The sequence below is a fragment of the Flavobacterium glaciei genome (assembly GCF_003350545.1).
Lineage (GTDB): Bacteria > Bacteroidota > Bacteroidia > Flavobacteriales > Flavobacteriaceae > Flavobacterium > Flavobacterium glaciei.
Genome location: NZ_QQBA01000002.1, coordinates 312,766 through 333,259, shown reverse-complemented (window position 1 = coordinate 333,259; position 20,494 = coordinate 312,766). Strand labels below are relative to the sequence as shown.

At 34.9% G+C, this 20,494-nt stretch carries 18 protein-coding genes; 4 read left to right on the top strand and 14 right to left on the bottom strand.

The genetic code is table 11. From position 1 onward, the window contains the following. Nucleotides 1-113: 113 nt before the first annotated feature. The gene (gene sucC / locus DFR66_RS03445; protein ID WP_114753436.1) at nt 114-1,307 is read left to right on the top strand and encodes an ADP-forming succinate--CoA ligase subunit beta; all 1,194 of its coding nucleotides are present in this window, start codon (nt 114-116) and stop codon (nt 1,305-1,307) included. A 155-nt stretch (nt 1,308-1,462) separates the two neighbouring features. Further along, nucleotides 1,463-3,028, top strand: a complete 1,566-nt coding sequence (locus DFR66_RS03440) for a protein adenylyltransferase SelO (protein WP_114753435.1) — start codon at nt 1,463-1,465, stop codon at nt 3,026-3,028. A gap of 30 nt (nt 3,029-3,058) precedes the next feature. Here DFR66_RS03440 and DFR66_RS03435 read toward each other — a convergent pair whose 3' ends face one another. The 6 genes from DFR66_RS03435 to DFR66_RS03410 are packed head-to-tail and all read right to left on the bottom strand — an operon-like array spanning nt 3,059 to nt 7,731. Next, on the bottom strand, nt 3,059-3,574 hold the full coding sequence (locus DFR66_RS03435; protein WP_114753434.1) for a hypothetical protein: 516 nt from the start codon (nt 3,572-3,574) through the stop codon (nt 3,059-3,061). A gap of 56 nt (nt 3,575-3,630) precedes the next feature. Next, on the bottom strand, nt 3,631-4,287 hold the full coding sequence (locus DFR66_RS03430) for a Rossmann-fold NAD(P)-binding domain-containing protein (RefSeq protein ID WP_114753433.1): 657 nt from the start codon (nt 4,285-4,287) through the stop codon (nt 3,631-3,633). Between the two features lie 2 nt (nt 4,288-4,289). Further along, nucleotides 4,290-4,757, bottom strand: a complete 468-nt coding sequence (locus DFR66_RS03425; protein ID WP_114753432.1) for a DUF1456 family protein — start codon at nt 4,755-4,757, stop codon at nt 4,290-4,292. A gap of 58 nt (nt 4,758-4,815) precedes the next feature. Beyond that, nucleotides 4,816-5,847, bottom strand: coding sequence for an aminotransferase class I/II-fold pyridoxal phosphate-dependent enzyme (locus tag DFR66_RS03420; protein WP_114753431.1), 1,032 nt, complete (start codon nt 5,845-5,847; stop codon nt 4,816-4,818). A 6-nt stretch (nt 5,848-5,853) separates the two neighbouring features. Further along, entirely contained in the window at nt 5,854-6,864 is a 1,011-nt protein-coding gene (locus DFR66_RS03415) for a dipeptide epimerase (protein WP_114753430.1), read from the bottom strand. A 51-nt stretch (nt 6,865-6,915) separates the two neighbouring features. Beyond that, entirely contained in the window at nt 6,916-7,731 is an 816-nt protein-coding gene (locus tag DFR66_RS03410; protein ID WP_114753429.1) for an alpha/beta hydrolase, read from the bottom strand. Between the two features lie 56 nt (nt 7,732-7,787). Between DFR66_RS03410 and DFR66_RS03405 the strand changes: the two genes are divergently transcribed. Further along, complete coding sequence (locus tag DFR66_RS03405) at nt 7,788-8,189, top strand: excinuclease ABC subunit B (RefSeq protein ID WP_114753428.1); 402 nt, start codon at nt 7,788-7,790, stop codon at nt 8,187-8,189. On the opposite strand, the gene uvrB is transcribed toward DFR66_RS03405, so the two are convergent. Together uvrB and rlmF are read right to left on the bottom strand one after the other, a co-directional pair. Further along, nucleotides 8,186-10,177, bottom strand: a complete 1,992-nt coding sequence (gene uvrB / locus DFR66_RS03400; protein WP_114753427.1) for an excinuclease ABC subunit UvrB — start codon at nt 10,175-10,177, stop codon at nt 8,186-8,188. The genes DFR66_RS03405 and uvrB overlap by 4 nt on opposite strands. 69 nt (nt 10,178-10,246) lie before the next feature. Next, nucleotides 10,247-11,203: a 23S rRNA (adenine(1618)-N(6))-methyltransferase RlmF gene (rlmF, locus tag DFR66_RS03395; protein ID WP_114753426.1), complete on the bottom strand. Its 957-nt coding sequence runs from the start codon at nt 11,201-11,203 to the stop codon at nt 10,247-10,249. A 156-nt stretch (nt 11,204-11,359) separates the two neighbouring features. On the opposite strand from rlmF, the gene DFR66_RS03390 reads away from it, so the two are divergent. Further along, nucleotides 11,360-12,226: an alpha/beta fold hydrolase gene (locus tag DFR66_RS03390; protein WP_114753425.1), complete on the top strand. Its 867-nt coding sequence runs from the start codon at nt 11,360-11,362 to the stop codon at nt 12,224-12,226. A gap of 3 nt (nt 12,227-12,229) precedes the next feature. On the opposite strand, the gene DFR66_RS03385 is transcribed toward DFR66_RS03390, so the two are convergent. From DFR66_RS03385 to trmD, 6 genes are all read right to left on the bottom strand, one after another. Then, entirely contained in the window at nt 12,230-12,892 is a 663-nt protein-coding gene (locus DFR66_RS03385) for a thiamine diphosphokinase (RefSeq protein ID WP_114753424.1), read from the bottom strand. Nucleotides 12,893-13,106: 214 nt separating this feature from the next. Beyond that, entirely contained in the window at nt 13,107-13,928 is an 822-nt protein-coding gene (locus tag DFR66_RS03380; protein ID WP_114753423.1) for a DUF4249 domain-containing protein, read from the bottom strand. A 39-nt stretch (nt 13,929-13,967) separates the two neighbouring features. Next, nucleotides 13,968-16,349 (bottom strand): TonB-dependent receptor, encoded by a 2,382-nt coding sequence (locus DFR66_RS03375; protein WP_114753422.1) that lies wholly within the window; start codon nt 16,347-16,349, stop codon nt 13,968-13,970. 142 nt (nt 16,350-16,491) lie between these two features. Continuing rightward, on the bottom strand, nt 16,492-18,714 hold the full coding sequence (locus DFR66_RS03370) for an NADP-dependent isocitrate dehydrogenase (protein WP_114753421.1): 2,223 nt from the start codon (nt 18,712-18,714) through the stop codon (nt 16,492-16,494). Between the two features lie 266 nt (nt 18,715-18,980). After that, a complete protein-coding gene (gene rplS / locus DFR66_RS03365; RefSeq protein WP_073354306.1) occupies nt 18,981-19,331 on the bottom strand; it encodes a 50S ribosomal protein L19 in 351 nt (116 codons plus the stop codon). A 170-nt stretch (nt 19,332-19,501) separates the two neighbouring features. Beyond that, complete coding sequence (gene trmD / locus DFR66_RS03360) at nt 19,502-20,200, bottom strand: tRNA (guanosine(37)-N1)-methyltransferase TrmD (protein WP_114753420.1); 699 nt, start codon at nt 20,198-20,200, stop codon at nt 19,502-19,504. Nucleotides 20,201-20,494 lie beyond the last annotated feature (294 nt).

Below are 20,494 nucleotides of genomic sequence, written 5' to 3'. Positions count from 1 at the left end.
CTATTTTTAGACGCTATTTAATTTAAAAAAAAAATAACAGTTAAGTTTAATTTTCCTATTTTTGTGCCACTTTTATTCTGAAATAAATTCAGAATCCAGACAAATTCTATATTATGAACATACACGAATATCAAGGAAAAGAGATTTTAGCTAGTTACGGAGTTCGCATTCAACGCGGAATCGTTGCTAATAGCCCAGTAGAAGCTGTTGCAGCTGCAAAACAATTAACTACCGAAACTGGTACAAGTTGGTATGTTGTAAAAGCCCAAGTTCATGCAGGTGGACGTGGAAAAGGTGGTGGAGTTAAACTTGCCAAAAATTTACAACAAGTAGAAGAGATTTCAGAGCAAATCATTGGAATGCAATTGATAACTCCTCAAACTTCTGCTGAAGGTAAAAAAGTACACAAAGTTTTAATTGCTGAAGATGTGTATTATCCTGGTGAAAGTGAAACTTCTGAGTTTTATGTTTCTGTTTTATTAAATAGAGCTACAGGTCGTAACATGATTATGTATTCTACTGAAGGTGGAATGGATATTGAAGAAGTTGCTGAACACACTCCTCATTTAATTTTTACTGAAGAAGTTGATCCTTCTGTTGGGTTACAAGGTTTTCAAGCAAGAAGAATTGCTTTTAACTTAGGTCTTTCTGGAAATGCTTTTAAAGAAATGGTGAAGTTCATCGATTCTTTATACAACGCATATATTGGATCTGATGCTTCGATGTTTGAAATCAACCCGGTTTTAAAAACATCTGACAATAAAATTATGGCTGTAGATGCTAAAGTAAATATCGATGATAATGCTTTATACAGACAAAAGAAATATGCTGACATGCGCGACATTCGTGAGGAAAACCCAATCGAAGTTGAAGCAAAAGAAGTAGGTTTAAACTATGTAGATCTTGACGGTACAGTAGGATGTATGGTAAACGGAGCTGGTTTAGCGATGGCAACTATGGATTTAATCAAGTATGCTGGTTTTGAGCCTGCTAACTTCCTTGACGTAGGTGGAACTGCTGATGCAAAACGTGTTGAAACTGCTTTCCGTATTATCTTAAAAGATCCAAACGTAAAAGCTATTTTGATTAATATTTTTGGTGGAATTGTTCGTTGTGACCGTGTGGCGCAAGGTGTTGTTGACGCTTACAAAAATATGGGTGATGCTATTAAAGTGCCAATCATTGTTCGTTTACAAGGTACCAATGCAGCTATTGCAAAAGAATTAATTGATAATTCAGGAATGCCAATTTTATCTGCTGTTGAATTTCAAGAAGCTGCAGATCAAGTACAAGCGGCACTTTCTTAATTAGAAAATTGTTATATATTACAAACCTGTTTGCTATGGCAAACAGGTTTTTTTTTGCTAAATAATTGTTCATTAGTAAACAAATCATAATATTGTTGGAAACTAAAAACGGTACACTAAGTATCAATTACCTTTGTCTTTTTAAATTCAATACCATGAAACTTCATATAAAAAATAACTTTGCTACCGAATTACCGGCTGATCCTAGTCTTGAAAATATTCCAAGGCAAGTTGAACAAGCGTGCTTCTCGTATGTAGCGCCAGTAAAACCTAGTAATCCTGAATTGATTCACGCTTCTGTAGAAGTGGCCAATACTATTGGACTTAAAGAAGAAGATATTGCATCAACAGCATTTTTAAATATGTTTTCAGGTACTACAATTTATCCAGAAACTAAACCTTATGCATTATGTTATGCTGGCCACCAGTTTGGGAATTGGGCAGGACAATTGGGTGATGGTCGCGCTATAAACCTAACAGAAGTGCTGCATAATAATGAATCGTTTACATTACAACTAAAAGGTGCTGGACCTACTCCATATTCTAGGAATGCGGATGGGTTTGCGGTTTTACGTTCTTCCATCAGAGAATATTTATGTGCTGAGGCTATGCATTATTTAGGAGTTCCCACTACACGTTCGCTTTCGCTAATGTTGTCTGGTGATCCCGTTTTACGAGATGTTTTATACAATGGAAATCCTGCTTATGAAAAAGGCGCTATCGTTGCTAGAGTAGCTCCTTCTTTTATCCGTTTTGGGAGTTTTGAGATTTTTGCCGCACGTGAGGATCATGAAAACTTAAAATTATTGGCGGATTTTACTATCAAACACCACTTTCCTAATATTCATGAAGAAGGCAGCCAAAAATATGTAGCCTTTTTTGAAGAAGTCACTCAAACCACGCTCAAGATGATTGTTGAATGGCAACGCGTTGGTTTTGTTCACGGAGTTATGAATACTGATAATATGTCCATTCACGGTATAACAATTGATTACGGTCCATACGGCTGGCTAGAAGATTATAATTCCGGCTGGACACCTAATACAACCGATAGGCAGCACAAAAGATACCGTTTTGGCAATCAACCTGAAATTGCACTTTGGAATTTATACCAATTGGCGAATGCATTGTATCCATTAATACAAGAGGCTAAACCGCTGGAAACTATTTTAGATGCTTTTAGTACGGATTACGAAAAGGAGTATTTAAATATGATGAAAAATAAACTAGGTTTCCAAATCAAAAAGGAGCAAGATATTATTTTGATTCAGAGTTTGACTCAACTACTTGAAAATGTAGAAACGGACATGACCATTTTCTTTAGAAATCTAAGTAATATTACTAAAGCTGATGCCACAACAACCGCTTTCAATTCCATAAAAGAGGCTTTTTACAATGAAAACGATTTGAAGGGAACGATAATGAAAGATTGGCACGATTGGTTGGAGAAGTACACCATTCGAATCAATGAAGAAACGCTTTTAGATGCTGAAAGAAAAGAGCAGATGAATTTAGTTAATCCTAAATATGTATTGCGAAATTATATGGCGCAATTGTGTATTGATGATGCTGATAAAGGAGATTACGGTTTGATAAATGAATTATATGAAATGCTAAAAAAGCCGTATGATGAACAACCAAATTTCCAAAAATGGTTTGCCAAAAGACCAGATTGGGCTAGAGATAAAGTAGGGTGTAGTATGTTAAGCTGTAGTTCGTAAACCGCAAACTAAAAGCTTTTACTTTTGGTTTTATTCTTTTTTTGGAGCATTTTTTAAAACTTGCTCCTTTTTATCCTTGATATTTTTTGCAGTTTTGCCGAGAATATGTATGATGTCAGACTGAATTTCTCCAGAACTTAAATTGTAAAATGCCGTGGTGTTGGTTGTAATGACTTCTAGTATGTAATTGCGATTTAACTGTAGTGTTTCGATGCCGTCTTTAATTATTTCACCATTGATTGCGTATCCCACACTTTTGGTTTTGACTTTGGTATATTCATTTTTTATTTGTTCTAAAGTTATGAAGTCAAACTGTTTTGGATTTTTGGATTGAATAAAAAGTTGACCTTCAAAACGAAGATTGTTTATTACTGTATCTCTTTTGATGACATTAACGGTTGCAATAAGTTCGGGTTCGATGTAAGCAATGGTTTGTTGCGAAACCAATTTTCCATCAAAAAAGTAAGCGGGATCGGCAACTTTTTTAGTTTGAGCAGAAAGATTTATTCCAAAAAGTACAACTAGCCAATAGGAAAGGTATTTCATAGTATTTGATTTTGTTTAAAAAAATCCTGAACTCTCATTCAGGATTTAGTTATAAATTAATTTCCTATTTCTTGAATCACATCCGATTCGTAAATATGAAAACCTTTTGTACTCTTTTGCGCTAAATGATAAAGTGCTTTCGCAACAGTATTTCCGTGTATGGCTTTGTATTTTTTTAGTTTTCCAACGAATGCAAATGATACTAATTTCATGACAAATGCACCTACTTTTTCTCCAAATCTAAATTCTGTTCGGTTTCCTAAAAGAAGGGAAGGCTGCAATACAGCAACACTTTCAAAATTACAATCTTTAAGGAAATCTTGAATTTCACCTTTGGTTTTCAAATAGAAATTTCCTGATTTTGCATCAGCACCAAGCGAGGAAATAATCAAATACTGTGGGACTTTATTTTGCAATGCAAAAGCAGCAAACTGACGCGGATATTCAAAATCTACTTTTCTAAACGCTTCTTTACTTCCCGCTTTTTTGATTGTGGTGCCAATCGTGCAAAAGAAATCATCGCCTATAACTAATTCTTTGTAGGTTTCCGGCTTGTCAAAATCGATGATGTGTTGTGTTAATTTTGGATGCTTTACTCCTGCATCTCTTTTTACAAAGGTTACAACGCTTGCATATTCAGCACTTTCTAAAAGTAAATTCAGCAATTCTGAACCTATTAAACCGGTGCTGCCAATAATCAATGCCGTTTTCACAGTTATGAATTTTTATTCTTGCCGAAATTAAATTTAACTTTTTCAACCACTTGAACTTTTGGAGTTCCTTTTGAAAATTGTTTTTTGAACGGTTTCTTTGCCGCAGGTTTAGATTTTGAAGGACTTTCATCACCTCTTGATCGTTCTTCGTCTCTTGGCTTAGCTTTAAATTCTGTTCTTTCACCAGCACCTTCTTTCACTGGAATTTGGGCTTTATGTTTGGCTAAAACATCATTAGGATTTTTTGGGTTTTCTTTCGTACCACGCAAGTGTATTACCAATGCATTTAGGAAATTACGCAACACTTGGTCGCCACATTCCATATAATTTTCATGTTTTTCATCACGGAAAAAAGCACCCAATTCAGATTTTGTGATTCTAAAATCTACTAATTCTAATATTTCAACTATTTGATCGTCACGTAACATTAATGCTACACGAAGTTTTTTAAAGATATCGTTATTTGTCATCTTATTCTAATTTTTTACAAAGGTACGGTTTAAAAGCAATTGGACCACAATTTTAGATTCAGAATTGATTTTGGTTCAAAATGTGAATTAGTTTATCTAAATCTTCTTTTTTGTGATTGGCAGTAATTACAATTCTATTTAAATCCTTTGTGTCTGTTGGATATTTAAAATTGGTAACTATGATTTTATTCGAAGTGAAAATGTCATTTAGTCCTTCGATTTCTGGATAAATTAATGGATAATTGAGGTCAAATTGAATTGCTTTGTTTTTAACTAAATGCGTATTAATATAGTTTAGATTGTCTTTTAATTTTTGATGCTGTTCTAAATAAATCGCTGCTGCATCAGCCATAGTTTGTACAAATGCGACGTTCATTCCGGCACTAGCAACAAAAGTATCGTGAGTAGTCATTTGATTAATGAAAGCAGAATCGCTGGCAATTACGCCACCCGTCAAACCAAAAGCTTTTCCTAAAGACGACACCATAATTTTTCTTTTAATAATTGGAAGGTTAATTTTAGAATATATCCCACAACCATTCGTACCCAAAATTCCAAGTGAATGTGATTCGTCAATAACCAAAGTAATTTCTTTATTGGATGAAATCGAATTCAGAATAGAAAAATCAATTGGTTGCACATGAAAAGAAGGAACTGAGTCTGTTAGAATTGTAATTTTTTCAATTACATCATCCATTAAACGTGGATTTAATTCGCTTCCAACAAAAAACGGTAAGCTGTTTACTTCTTTAATTGCGATGTGCGTATCTGGAAAATGAAAAAATTTATCAGTTTCAGATGTTAATGCTTCAATAACTAATTTCCCAGCTAGCATTCCTGAAGAAATGGTGAGTGCTGCTTCTGCTTTGATGAATTCGGCTAAAAAATGTTCTCCGTTTTCGTAGGCACTTAGTAGAATGTTGGCACTTCTAGAACTTCCATACGCTGTTCCCCATTGCCCAATATTTTTGATAAGCAGTTTTTGGAATTCGGGATGAGTTGGTAAACCTAAATAAGCTGTTCCTCCAAAATAGAGATATTCTTCATTGTCGATTTCAATAATTCTATCAGGAAATTGATTGACTTTCATTTAAAATTACATTAAAGTTACACCAGTTCCGTTTAATTTAGAATAGTTTATTTTTCCAAAATCTATGGTTACACCAGTTGCAATGTCTTCTGCTAAAAGCAATGCACCATCCATATCTACATAATCTAATTGTGGCAATAAATGCGCAATAGCGGATATTCCCACACTTGATTCTGTCATACAACCCACCATCGTTTTCAATCCTAATTTTTTGGCTTCTTGAATCATTCTTCTTCCGGGAGTCAGTCCGCCACATTTTACTAATTTGACATTTACTCCATGAAAATGATTGTGACATTTAGCGACATCTTCCTCGACAATACAACTTTCATCAGCAATTATGGGTAAAACGGAATGTTTGAAAACTTCTTTATGGCCTTCCCAATTATCTGCTTTCATGGGTTGTTCCAAGAATTCTACGCCTAATTTTTTCAATTCAAAAGCATTATTTATAGTTTCCTCAACGCCCCAACCGCAATTGGCATCAATTCTAAAAATGGCATTGGTATGTTTTCGAAGTTCAGTAACAATGGCAATATCTTCTTGGGTTCCCAATTTTATTTTATAAATTGGCCAAGGCAATTCCTTCATTTTTGCAACCATTTTTTCGATGGATGCAATTCCAATTGTGTAATCAGTTAGAGGATTTTTGTCTATGGTATAATTCCATAATTCGTATAACTTCTTTCCTTTTTGGCGAGCGTACCAATCATTGTATGCCATATCCAAAGCGCACAAAGCAAACATATCATGTTTTAGAAAAGGATGGATTTTAGACCAAAAAACTTCCGGAGTTTCATCAGTAGTATTTTCGATTAGACTTCGAATTTTTTCTAAATCTTGTATCATCATCGGGACTGTTGTCTTGTAATATGGATTAGAAGTTGCTTCTCCAAAACCAGAAAAACCATCACTTTGTAATTCTACAATTAAAGAGGGTTGAAAGTCTATGGATTCTCTCGAAATCGTGAATGTATGTTTTAATTTGAGGTTGTATTCTCTTAATTTTAGTTCCATTTGAATTTGATTTTTACACTTACACTTAATGAGTTTTTTTTAATATTAGATTTAATAACCAAGCCATAAGATAGCTTTTACAAAACCATCGCGCCATAGTTTTTCATTATGTTGTCCGCCTTTTACAATTTTTTTCTCATTCAAATTAAGGCAATAACATCTATTAGAATTTAGTAAATATTCCATTTTGTTCAAATCTGAAACCATATCGTCACTTTCATTATCTCCACAAAGAAAATAGATTTTAGATTTTATTTTTTTAGATTTTTCAGTCACGTTATAAATGTCATTGGTAAACCAAAAGGAAGGCGAGAACACACCAGCTTTACCAAATATTTCGGGGTATTTTAAAACGGCATAATAGGAAGTAAGTCCTCCAAGTGAACTTCCCATGATAATTGTATTTTTCTTTTTGGTTTTTGTTCGATACTTTTTGTCGATTTGTGGTTTTAATGTTTTCACGATAAATTCTAAATAATCATCTGCTTTTCCGCCACCATATTTCTCGTTTTTAAAAGGGGTTAATTCATCGATTCGTTTATCGTTCCCATGTTCGATTCCCACGACAATAACTTGTGCTTTAAGGCTGTCTAATTTTTCATCAACATTCCATTCCCCTGAATAGGAAGTTTTAGCATCAAATAAATTTTGAGCATCATGCATATATATTACGGAAAATCTTTTTTTTGAAGTTGTATAATTTTCAGGTAAATACACCCAAATTTTCTTTTCCGTTTGCAGTTGTAGTGCTTCAATCGAAAAAGTTGAAACTTGTTTTGACGCAGTACTTTGATTTGACTGTTTAGCGTCCTGAGCAACAATTTTTGTTATTGTAAAAAAGAAGAGTAGGAGCAGTTGTCGAATCATTATTAATTTTTGTAATTTGATTTAAAAACAATATTTTAGCTAAAAATAATAATTTGATGAATACATTCGAAGAAAAGAGGAGTTTACTTTTAGAGATGATTGCTTTTTCTACAGTTGACGGACATTTGCATAAAAGAGAATATGAGTTTTTGGCAATTGTTGCTAAAGAACTAGGCTTTGATCAGAATGTTTTTAATGATTTATTTCATCAGGAACTGCCGCAAATTCCCATTAAATCGGAGTTTTTTCGCATTCAACAATTTTACAGATTGGCTTTGTTGATGTATTGTGATGGGATTTTGCATGAAAAAGAAACGACTGCTATATTGCAAATAGCTATTGATATGGGACTAAACCCTATAGCCACAAAAAGAATTCTTAAGTTGATGAATGAAGCACCAAATGCTATTATTGATAGCGAGATTTTATTGACTGTTTTTCAGGAACAACACAATTAAGACAATTGTCCTTGCAGTGCTTTTATGTCATCTCTAAGTTTAGCAGCTTGCATAAAATCCAATTCTTTTGCCGCTTTTTCCATGGATTTTCTTTTCTCTCGAATGAGTTTCTCTAATTCAGGTTTTGACAAATAAAGATTTTCTGGTTCTGCTGCAGTGTTTAAAGTAGCACCTAATTCATAATCTACAAGAGGATTTTTTGTAAATGCACTTTCTATTTTTTTGTTCAACGCCATTGGTATAACGTTGTTTTCGGTATTGTAATTAATTTGCTTGGTTCTACGATAATTAGTTTCATCGATGGTTTTTTGCATGCTGGCCGTAATTTTATCAGCATACATTATTGCTTTTCCATTCAGGTTTCTCGCTGCTCGACCTATCGTTTGCGTAAGTGATCTATGACTTCTTAAAAAACCTTCTTTGTCAGCATCCAGAATGGCTACAAGAGAAACTTCTGGTAAATCCAACCCTTCACGAAGTAAATTGACACCGATAAGTACATCAAAAATTCCTTTTCGCAAATCTTGCATGATTTCAATTCTTTCTAATGTATCTACTTCGGAGTGAATATAGCGACAACGAATATTGACTTTTGTTAAATATTTCGCTAGTTCTTCTGCCATTCTTTTGGTTAAAGTCGTCACTAAAACACGTTCGTCAATCTCAGCTCGAACTTGAATTTCTTCAATTAAATCGTCAATTTGGTTTAAACTTGGTCTAATTTCAATAATAGGATCTAATAATCCTGTAGGACGAATTACTTGTTCCACAACAACGCCCTCCGTTTTTTGTAACTCATAATCAGCAGGTGTTGCCGAAACATAAATCACTTGATTTTGCATGGCTTCAAATTCTTCGAATTTCAAAGGGCGATTGTCCATTGCGGCAGGAAGTCTGAAACCATATTCTACCAAGTTTTCTTTACGGCTTCGGTCTCCGCCATACATTGCGCTAACTTGCGATAATGTTACGTGACTTTCATCGACCACCATCAAGTAATCTTTTGGAAAATAATCAAGTAAACAGAAAGGTCTGGTTCCTGGTAAACGACCATCGAGATAACGAGAATAATTTTCGATACCGGAGCAATAACCGAGCTCACGAATCATTTCTAAATCAAAATTAGTACGTTCTTCCAGTCGTTTAGCTTCAAGATGTTTTCCAATTTCCTTGAAATAATCGACTTGTTTTACCAAATCTTGTTGTATTTCCCAAATGGCATTTTGCAATACATCTGGAGAAGTCACGAACATATTAGCTGGATAAATCGTAAGTCTTTCAAATTTTTCTAGAACCTGTGAATTTTTAGTATCAAAGCTTTCAATTTCTTCAATTTCATCGCCAAAGAAATGAATTCTATAGGCTTCATCCGCATAACTTGGATAGACATCTACAGTATCACCTTTTATTCTGAAACTTCCAGGATTAAAATCAGCTTCAGTTCTGGAATATAAACTTTGTACCAGTTGATGCAATAATTTAGTCCGAGAAATAACTTGTCCTTTCTCTATTGGGATTAGGTTTTTTTGAAATTCGATAGGGTTTCCAATACCATACAAACACGAAACGGATGCTACAACCAAAATATCTCTACGTCCTGAAAGCAACGAAGCAGTGGTTGACATTCTCATTTTTTCTAGCTCTTCATTGATGGATAAATCCTTTTCGATGAAAACACCAGTTACGGGCATAAAGGCTTCGGGCTGGTAATAATCATAGTATGAAACAAAATATTCTACGGCATTATTCGGGAAAAATTGTTTGAATTCCGAGTATAATTGTGCCGCTAATGTTTTGTTATGTGCTAATACTAATGTTGGTCTTTGCACTTCTTGAATTACATTAGCCACCGTAAAAGTTTTTCCGGATCCAGTAACTCCTAATAAAGTTTGGAATTTATCACCATCAATAATCCCTTGAGTCAATTTCTCAATCGCTTGTGGTTGGTCGCCTTTTGGTTGGTAATCGGATACTACTTGAAAATTCATTTGTGTTAAGGAGCAAATATTTAGAGTTACAAAGGTACAATGTAATTCAAATAAATAAGTTTGGAAACCTTAAAACTTCCAGGCTTTTTGTTGTGCTGAACTCAAGAAAGTCCATGCTAAGATGCGACTTGTTTTTTGGCCTTGAGCCATATCTATCGTTTTAATTTCGACGGCGCTTACCTTGTTTAGTGTTTTGTACAGACTGGAAAGATTTTCTTTCTTTGAGACTAAAGTAGTAAACCATAAACATTGCAAAGGATATTTTGCACTTTCGTAAATCATTTGGGTTACAAATCCAAGTTCTCCGCCTTCGCAAAATAATTCGGCATTTTGTCCGCCAAAGTTTAAAACCGGCTTAGTAGTTCTACTCACCCCAATATTAGATTGGAGATTGTTTATTTTTCGCAAAGTACTTTTGGTAGCTTCATCTTGAGAGGCATGAAAAGGAGGATTGCAAATGGTAAACGTAAATTTATCTTCGGGAGTGATTATGTTTTTAAAAATAAAACGTGATTCCGTTTGTTGTTGTAAACTGATGGCTTCAATTAATTTTGGGTTTTCTTCGATAATCGCACTACAATTTTCGATTGCTTGTAAATCGATATCAGTTCCTACAAAACTCCATCCGTATGCTGAATTTCCAATGATTGGATAAATACAATTAGCCCCAACACCTATATCTAAACCTTGAACTGTTTCTCCCTCAGGAATGATTCCGTTGTTGCTTGAAGCCAATAAATCAGCGATATAATGAATGTAATCCGCTCTTCCTGGAATTGGCGGGCAAAGATAATTTTTAGGAATATCCCAGTTTTGAATGTCATAATGTGATAACAATAATGCTTTGTTGAGCGACTTTACAGCATCAGGATTGCTAAAATCTATCGTCTCGATATTATGCTCATTGATAGAGACAAAATGCTGCAATTCAGGAGATTTTTCTATTAATTGTTCAAAATTATATCCCAATCTATCTAGATTTCTAGGATGTAAATTAGTCTTTTCGGTAATCGTTTTCGGTTTCATTTTCTATATTTCGATGCAAAGATAGCGATTCCTATTTTGTAAATTACTAAAGGTCACTATGACCGATTAAACAGATGGAAAATAAATCATAAAATCAGAACGTTACGTATTTTTTGAAAACTAAAAACGGTTACATTTATAAAAAATACAAATAGCATGACTTTTATGCCCGTTTCATTTCATTTCAAAAAGAGATACGTAGTTTACACTTTACTGTTTTTGTATATTGTAATGTGTCAGTCCTGCATGACAATGCGATTTTCGAATAAGGAAACAACAAAATTTTTTGGTGCCTCTGAAACAAAGTTTCAAGATAAAACAATGAATTTTGACGGGTATAAAATACATTATGTAGCAACGGGAAATCCGCAAAATCCAACATTGTTTTTTGTACACGGTTCGCCTGGAAGTTGGAATGCTTTCAAAGAATATCTTAAGGATACTTTGTTGCTCAAAAAATACCGAATGATTGCTATAGACCGACCGGGTTTTGGATACAGTGATTTTGGCGATGCACAAAATTTAACGGTGCAATCGGAAAGGATATCGGAGTTTATCAAAAAAATCGATAATAAACAGCCTTTAATTTTAGTTGGACATTCTGTTGGAGGACCAGTTGTAGCTCAGTTAGCCGTGGATAATCCGTCTTGGTACAAACGATTGGTAATCTTGGCTGGGTCATTAGACCCGAAAGCTGAAAATCCAGAGAAATGGAGAACGGTTATCAAGGCTAAGCCTTTACGGTATTTAATTCCCGGAGCATTGCGTCCTTCAAACGATGAGTTGTGGTGGCTAAAGCAAGATTTAGTAGAACTAGAACCAAAGCTTAAAAAGATTACCTGTGATGTTACCGTTATTCATGGAACAAAAGATGCTTTGGTACCGTATAGTAATGTTGCCTTTATGAAAAAAATGTTTGTCAATGCAAAATCAATGGATGCGATAAGCATAGAAAATGCGAATCATTTTATTCCTTGGAGTCATTATGAGATTGTGAGAAACGCTTTGTTGAATATTAAGTAAAAGCTAATCCAGACATTCCATCATCAATAAATCACCTTCGTCATGTTCTATTGTTACGATGCCGTCTTTAGTAACGTGATTGCTGCTTCCAGTTCTGTAACCAATGGTCAGACTATCATCTTTTAAGGGATAAAATAAATTATCAGAGTGAATTCCAGTTACGTGACCAATGGGAATTAATGAAATAGGAGTATTTGCCGTGTACCATTTTTCGAATTTCTTAGGCAATAAAAATACTTTCGAGTGATCGTCCAGAATAACAATTTTCAATAAATTTCTGTACCGTGTAATGTTAGTGAGATTCGTAATCGTGTGATCGGCTCTGCGTCCGGTAGCCCAAACGACGTTTACGGCTGGAATTTTCCTTTCGATTAAATAGTCAAATGCCTTTTCTAAATCGGTTCTATTCTGGTCTGGAGTATGAATGATTTCGATTGGATATTGGGAAGTTTTATAAATTTCAGGATCAAATCCTCTGTCGAAATCTCCTAAAAGCACATCGACTTTGATGTCTAATTCCATGACGCGCACCATAGCCGAATCTAATACTACCACAAGAGGCGACCATTCTAGTAGCTGACCTAATAGTTCTGGATTACAGGAAGCGCCGTTGGCAATGATTAAAGCAGGTTCTTGGTCGTCGCGAACGATATGGTGTGAAGACATAATGGATTATAAATTATAAATTGTGACGTAAAAGTAAATAAAAGTTCTCGTTATCCCTCTCACGTATTAGCCCAGATGGCAATGAAAAACAAAACAGGTTGTAAACTTTAGTTTTCTGGCTGTAGAAGAGCGACCAAAGGAAGCTCCTTATACGGACTGGAAAACTGTTTAGAACCTGTTTTTGGTTGTAATGAACAGCTGGATTAGCTCCTCATTATTCAATCGTATAATTTCTTACATCAACTTCGCTGAGGGAGAAATAACCCAACGGATAATTGGCTGAATCAGTAGTATTTATGATGTTTCCTCTTACGGTTGCTGGAGGAGATTGGAATGGTCCTCCGCCATTATTTCCTGCGATACTCACTAAAACACTCATGTAATTGTAGTATGCTTTTGAAATTCCGTAGTGGGTTACCTCAATTTTATCGTCTTTTTTTAACTCGTCATTTTGGGAAATGCTAAAGAATTCGTTCCCGTTAAAAAACTCATCTTGGTCTACATAAAAATTTGATTTAACCTGATTGGAATACACATATTTGTATAGATAATAATTGCTTTCTCCTGCCGTATCTTGATAGAATGTTTTGATTTCAATGTCGTTTCCAGAGAATCCACCTTGGTTGTTTTGCACAATTTTTGTGATTGGACTAACGGGTTTCAATGTTTCAGTTGCGGTATAGGTATTGCCATTGCTAATGACTGTCAGCGTGTAGGTTTCGTTGATTACCGGTATAAATGTAGCGCATGTATATTCGCCGGTATTCGCAATTTCCGAAAAAGTAAAAACTACATTAGCACTGTTTTTTATGGAAACTGTTGCTCCTAAAACTTTTGGAATTTCTGTGCTGTAAAATCCGGTTGTCGTGGTCAGTTTTATTTTTTGTTGACTGCCCGAAGTTCCTTTTTTCCAATTGATAGCTGCTTCAATAACCAGTTTTGGCGGCGCATTGTCTAAATCTACTTCGATAACATCTTCGCAACTTGTCGAAAAAAGAGCGATGAAAAGTATCAGATAAAGTGTTATTTTTTTCATGATTTTATTTTTATTTTGGACTCTTACTGGATGCTATTATTAAAATTTAAAGTTATAACTCACTGCTGGAACTACCCCAAAAATTGAAGTTTTTACAGCTTCATTGCTTCCCGTATCTATATTTTGTCTAAAATTGATAGAAGCAGCGTTTTTCCGATTGTACAAATTGTAAATGCTGAAAACCCATTCACCTTTCCATTGGCGGTCTTTGTTCCTTTTTGGAGTTAATGTTGCGGCTATGTCCAAGTGATGGTATGCTGGAAGACGATTTTCGTTTCGTAATCCGTAACTAGGCACATTGATTCCTAAATAGTCATATTGTCCAACAGGATATGTTACTGGTTGTCCCGTTTGCAGGGCAAAATTAGCCCCAAAAGACCATTTTTCGTTCAAATTATACGATGTGGTTATGGCAACATTGTGCAATTTATCATAAACGGAGTTGTACCATTGTCCGTTATTGATTCCAGTTTCTAGTGGGGTTCTACCTGGAGTTTGTTGCTCAGATTTGGATAAGGTATACGAAATCCAGCCGTTAAATTTCCCTTCGTTTTTTCGGAACATGATTTCTAGTCCGTACGAACGTAGTTGCCCGTTCAAGATTATTTGCTCAATGGCTTTATTGGCAATCAAATCTGCACCGTCTATGTAATCCAATCGGTTTTGAACTTCTTTGTAATAGGTTTCCACTTCAAGTGAATACATGTCGTCGTTGAAGTTTTTAAAGTACCCTAAAGCTACTTGATCAGCAATTTGTGGTTTTATAAAACTATCACTTGGCGTCCAGACATCAAGCGGAGTAGGCGATGAGGTGTTCGAAATCAGTTGTAAATACTGCACCATTCTATTGTAACTGGCTTTTACGGATTGCTCGTCATTGAATTGATACGCTAATGAAAAACGTGGTTCTATGTAATTATAGCTTTGCATGACTTTGTTTCTGTCGTAAAACTTCGTGCCTATAGGAGTTGCTTTTTCATAAATCTGTAATTCTGAATTGAATGTTACAGGATTATTGTCAGCATAAATATTCACGGTAGATTGTCCTAAACGGTAAAACATACTGTAGCGAAGTCCGTAAGAAAGGGCTATTTTATCGGAGATTTCGTGATCTGCGTTGATGTAAAGTGCTGGTTCAAAAGCATATTTTTTGTCCAATTGTGCAAAATTTATTCCTGAATTCTCATCAGATGGCTTGATGGTTCCTGGATTGAACTCGTAATAAATTCCGTTTAAACCGTAATTCAATTTGAATTTATCCGAAATATAATTCTTGAAATCGTATTTGATGTTATAGTTCCTAATACCAGAATCCCATTTGAAACCTACAAAATCTAAATCCAAACCATAATAATAATCGCTGTAAATGAGTGATAAATTCGAAAATAATTTCTCAGAAAACAAGTGATTCCAACGCAGGTTTAAAGTTGCATTTCCATAGATGTTAGTAAAACTTTTGTTTAGACTGAATACATCACGACCAAAATAACCCGATAAATAAAGACTGTTGTTGTCATCTAATTTATAACTCAGTTTTGTATTCAAATCATAAAAATAAGCCGAATTGTTTTTTTGTTCTTCGGATAGTTTTAGGAATAAATGTGCGTAAGAACTCCTACCGCCAATAAGGAACGACCCTTTGTCTTTGACCAATGGTCCTTCGGCCAAAATGCGGCTAGAAATCAATCCGATTCCTCCATTGACATGAAAACCTTTGCTGTTACCGTCTTTTTGATAAATATCTAATACAGAAGAAGCTCTACCTCCATAACGAGCAGGGATTCCACCTTTGTATAACTTTAAATCTTTGATAGCATCCGGATTAAAAACAGAGAAAAAACCAAAAACATGCGATGAATTAAATATAGTTGCTTCGTCTAACAGAATCAAATTCTGATCGGCACCACCACCACGCACATTAAAGCCTGAAGCACCTTCACCAGCATTAGTAACACCTGGAAGTAACAAAATAGATTTTAAAACATCGACTTCACCTAAAACAACAGGCATTTTCTTAATGGCAGAAATGGAGAGCTTATTGACGCTCATCTCCGGTTTCTTGATGTCAATTCTTGTTTTATTATCAGTAATTATGACTTCTTTCAAAGCAGTTTCATCGCTGAATAAATTAAAATTGTTCTTTATATTTTGGTTTAAAATTATTGATTCCTCAATAGTTTGATACCCCAAATAACTGATTTGTACACGGTATGTTCCTCGTGGTACAGTTATGGAGTAAAACCCATATTCGTTAGTGGTTACACCAGTTTTGAGTTCAGGAAGTACTACATTGACACCTATTAGTGTTTCATTGCTATTGGCATCAATAACAGTTCCGCTAAGCGTAAATTTCTCTTGAGAAAATGAGAAAAACGAGGATAATAATACAACTAAAAAGGTAATAATATTCTTTGGAGTCATTGTTTAAATTTTATCGAAATGAAAAAACGCAAAGTACACGAAATTGAATAGCAATTGTCATATAACAACTGTTAAGGTATTGCTAAGATAAAAAAAGACAACCGTTTCGGGTTGTCTTTTAAATATAATTAATTGCTTTTTATTAAGCGATTTTTGCCAATATTGTATTGAAAGTTTCGCTTGGACGCATTGCTTTGCTTGTTGTTTCAGGATTTGGTTGGTAATGACCACCAATCTCTTGAGATTTTCCTTGTGCTGCAATCAATTCGGTGTTGATTTGTGCTTCGTTTGCTACAAATTCTGCTGCAATAGGAGTGAAGATAGCTTTCAAAGCAAGTTCTTTATCTTGTGCTGCTAAAGCTTCTGCCCAGTACATTGCTAAGTAAAAATGAGAACCACGGTTGTCAATTCCTCCTAGTTTACGAGCTGGAGATTTATCATTTGCTAGGAATTTCTCTGTAGCAACATCAAGAGTCTCTGCTAAAACTAATGCTTTTGAATTGTTTAAAGTTTGTCCTAAATGCTCTAATGAAGCGCCTAAAGCCAAGAACTCACCTAGAGAATCCCAACGTAGGTATCCTTCTTCACTAAATTGTTCAACATGTTTAGGAGCTGATCCACCTGCACCAGTTTCAAATAAACCACCACCATTCATTAATGGAACGATAGATAACATTTTTGCTGATGTTCCCACCTCTAAAATTGGGAATAAATCTGTTAAATAATCACGTAATACGTTTCCTGTTACAGAAATTGTATCTAATCCTTTGATGATTCTTTCTAATGTGAAGTTTGTGGCTTCAATAGGATTCAAAATTTGAATATCTAAATTGGTGGTATCGTGGTCTTTTAAATATTTAGTAACTTTCTTGATAAGTTCTCTATCGTGTGCTCTGTTGTTATCCAACCAGAAAATAGCAGGAGTGTTAGACAAACGCGCTCTGTTTACAGCTAATTTAACCCAGTCTTGAATCGGGGCATCTTTTGCCTGACACATTCTGAAAATATCTTTAGCTTCAACAGTTTGTTCCATCAAAACATTTCCGTTTGTATCTACTACACGAACTACTCCGTCTGCAGTCATTTGGAATGTCTTGTCATGCGAACCGTATTCTTCTGCTTTTTGTGCCATCAAACCTACGTTTGGAACACTTCCCATGGTAGTTGGGTCAAAAGCACCGTGTTTTTTACAAAAATCAATTGTCGCAGTGTAAACACCAGCATAACTTCTATCTGGAATTATAGCTACAGTATCTTGTAGTTTACCTTCTTTATTGTACATCTGTCCTGAGGTACGAATCATAGCTGGCATAGAAGCATCTACAATCACATCCGAAGGAACATGAAGATTGGTAATTCCTTTTTCTGAATTTACCATGGCTAATGCAGGACCATTTTCAATTGCTTGGTTCAATGCCGCTTCTACTTCAGCTTGCATCGGATGTCCTGCAATTTTTGTGTACACATCACCCAAACCATTTCTGGTATCAATGTTCAATTCGTCAAATAAGGATGCATATTTTTCGAAAACAGCTGCAAAATATACTTCTACGATCGCTCCAAAAATAATTGGATCTGATACTTTCATCATGGTCGCTTTTAAGTGAACTGAAAGTAAAACGTTTAGTTTTTTTGCCTCTGTAATTGTTTTGGTAATAAAAGTTTTTAAAGCGTTCAAGTTCATTACTGAACTGTCAATTATTTCACCCACTTTTAGGGGAGTACTTGATTTTAAAACGGTAGTTGAACCATCTTTAGCAACGAATTCGATTTTTACATCAGTAGCATCATCAAGAGTAATTGATTTTTCACTTCCGTAAAAATCGCCACTTTCCATAAAAGCGACGTGTGTTTTTGAGTCTGCAGACCAAGCACCCATTGAATGCGGGTTAGCTTTAGCGTAGTTTTTTACTGCTTTTGGTGCTCTACGGTCAGAGTTTCCTTCGCGTAAAACTGGATTAACTGCTGAACCTAATATTTTAGAATATTTAGCTTTGATGGTTGTCTCTTCTTCGTTTTGCGGTTCTTCTGGAAAGTTTGGCAAATTATAGCCGTGAGATTGCAATTCAGCAATAGCTGCCTTTAATTGAGGAACAGATGCCGAAACATTTGGTAATTTTATAATGTTAGCTTCAGGGGTTGTTGCTAATTGTCCAAGCTCTAATAAAGCATCTCCTGTTTTTTGGTCTTCTTTCAAAAATTCTGGGAAATTTGCTAAAATTCTTCCTGCTAAAGAAATGTCTCTAGTTTCAATTTCAATGTCAGAAGTTGATGTAAATGCTTGTACAATAGGTAAAAATGAATAGGTTGCCAATAAAGGCGCTTCATCTGTAAGTGTGTAAAAAATTTTTGATTTCTGTGTCATTTTTTTATTTTTATAATCGAATCACGTTAAATGTAGCTTATATGAGGTGTTTCACTTAAAATAAGGCGGACAAATATATGAAAATCAGCTGTAATAGATGGTCGATTTTACATAGAAAAATACTAATTTTAAGATTACTAACTTGTTATTCTTATATTGTTAGTTTTAGGGGTTCAATAATCCTAAATTAGTAATTTATAAGGAAAATAGTAAACAAAAAAAAGTCCCAACATTTGTTAGGACTTTTATAATAAAGAGACAGTAAACTATCTTCTTTTATCTTTAATTTTAGCTTTTTTACCAGTAAGTTCTCTGAAGTAGAAAATTCTAGCTCTACGTACAGCACCTTTCTTATTGATTTCAATTTTTTGCAAAGCTGGCAAGTTAACTGGGAAGATACGCTCAACTCCAATAGCACCCGACATTTTACGAATAGTAAAAGTTTCTGTGTTAGCAGAACCTCTTCTTTGGATTACAACTCCTTTAAAAAACTGAGTTCTAGTTTTTTCACCCTCTCTAATTTCGTAGTAAACGGTGATAGTGTCTCCAGCTGCAAAAACTGGGAATTCTTTTCTTGTTACGAATTCGTCTTGAACGAATTTCATTAAATCTGCCATGATAATTTTTTTAATTATGGTTTGCACTAAATCAACATTCACGGATCTCGCCAGAGGTTAAACTAATGTGGGCGCAAAAGTATAGAATTATTTTGAATTATAAATTATAAATTATGAATTATTTGATTGCTTATAATGAGTTATTTAAAATTTAAAATTCAACATTTATACTAGTTGTCATCCTGAGCGGAGTCGAAGGACAGCAAATCCGGTCTTCTGTTCTTCGTATGTTCGTAAGCCATATCCTCGCGCCATTTGTCTATTTTGGCAAAATTCCCGCTGGTCAAAACCTCTGGAACTTTCCATCCGTTGTAGTCTGCAGGGCGAGTGTAAATAGGTCCAGATAATAATCCATCCTGAAAACTATCCGTCAATGCTGAGGTTTCATCACTCAAGACTCCTGGAATCAATCGGATTAAGGCATCCGAAAGTACTAATGCTCCTAACTCACCACCAGACAACACATAATCACCAATAGAGATTTCTTTTGTAATAAAATGATCCCGTACGCGCTGATCCACACCTTTATAATGTCCGCAAAGGATGATTATATTCTCGTACATCGACATTGTGTTTGCCATTTTCTGATTCAGGGTTTCCCCATCCGGCGACATATAAATGATTTCGTCGTAGGATCTTTCACTTTTCAAATGCGTAATACAAGCATCAATAGGTTGCACCGTCATCACCATACCGGCACCACCACCATAGGGATAATCATCCACGCTTTTCTGTCTGTTGGTAGTATAATCTCGCAGATTATGAAAATGAACTTCTACTAATCCTTTGTCAATAGCACGTTTCATAATCGAAGCCTCAAACGGACTTCGCAATAATTCTGGGAGAACAGTAACAATATCAATGCGCATAATTTTTATTAAAAAGGTTCTAAGTTGCAAAGGTACAAAGATGCTGAGGTTTTCAAATAACCAAATGCTCAATTCAACAATTAAACTTTTCTTATGGAGCTATTTCCAGCTGTTTGTTACAATCTTTTTATCCGCCAAAACGGCGCATAAAAAGGATTTTCACTTCCATCTGGGCTAGCATTTTGTGGAATTAGGGTGGTTTGTAGAACTGAAATAGTGCAAAAAAGCATTCGAAAAAAAGAAATGCATCTTTATTTGTAAGAAAATTTTAATATATTTGAAAATGAATAAAGC

Bases quoted from the DNA above. Each gene is read 5' to 3' on its own strand.
- sucC (WP_114753436.1), top strand. From the start codon at position 114: ATGAACATACACGAATATCAAGGAAAAGAGATTTTAGCTAGTTACGGA.
- DFR66_RS03410 (WP_114753429.1), bottom strand. From the start codon at position 7,731: ATGATTCGACAACTGCTCCTACTCTTCTTTTTTACAATAACAAAAATT.
- DFR66_RS03435 (WP_114753434.1), bottom strand. From the start codon at position 3,574: ATGAAATACCTTTCCTATTGGCTAGTTGTACTTTTTGGAATAAATCTT.
- DFR66_RS03375 (WP_114753422.1), bottom strand. From the start codon at position 16,349: ATGACTCCAAAGAATATTATTACCTTTTTAGTTGTATTATTATCCTCG.
- uvrB (WP_114753427.1), bottom strand. From the start codon at position 10,177: ATGAATTTTCAAGTAGTATCCGATTACCAACCAAAAGGCGACCAACCA.
- DFR66_RS03390 (WP_114753425.1), top strand. From the start codon at position 11,360: ATGACTTTTATGCCCGTTTCATTTCATTTCAAAAAGAGATACGTAGTT.
- DFR66_RS03385 (WP_114753424.1), bottom strand. From the start codon at position 12,892: ATGTCTTCACACCATATCGTTCGCGACGACCAAGAACCTGCTTTAATC.
- DFR66_RS03425 (WP_114753432.1), bottom strand. From the start codon at position 4,757: ATGACAAATAACGATATCTTTAAAAAACTTCGTGTAGCATTAATGTTA.
- rlmF (WP_114753426.1), bottom strand. From the start codon at position 11,203: ATGAAACCGAAAACGATTACCGAAAAGACTAATTTACATCCTAGAAAT.
- DFR66_RS03405 (WP_114753428.1), top strand. From the start codon at position 7,788: ATGAATACATTCGAAGAAAAGAGGAGTTTACTTTTAGAGATGATTGCT.
- DFR66_RS03440 (WP_114753435.1), top strand. From the start codon at position 1,463: ATGAAACTTCATATAAAAAATAACTTTGCTACCGAATTACCGGCTGAT.
- DFR66_RS03420 (WP_114753431.1), bottom strand. From the start codon at position 5,847: ATGAAAGTCAATCAATTTCCTGATAGAATTATTGAAATCGACAATGAA.
- rplS (WP_073354306.1), bottom strand. From the start codon at position 19,331: ATGGCAGATTTAATGAAATTCGTTCAAGACGAATTCGTAACAAGAAAA.
- DFR66_RS03380 (WP_114753423.1), bottom strand. From the start codon at position 13,928: ATGAAAAAAATAACACTTTATCTGATACTTTTCATCGCTCTTTTTTCG.
- trmD (WP_114753420.1), bottom strand. From the start codon at position 20,200: ATGCGCATTGATATTGTTACTGTTCTCCCAGAATTATTGCGAAGTCCG.
- DFR66_RS03370 (WP_114753421.1), bottom strand. From the start codon at position 18,714: ATGACACAGAAATCAAAAATTTTTTACACACTTACAGATGAAGCGCCT.
- DFR66_RS03415 (WP_114753430.1), bottom strand. From the start codon at position 6,864: ATGGAACTAAAATTAAGAGAATACAACCTCAAATTAAAACATACATTC.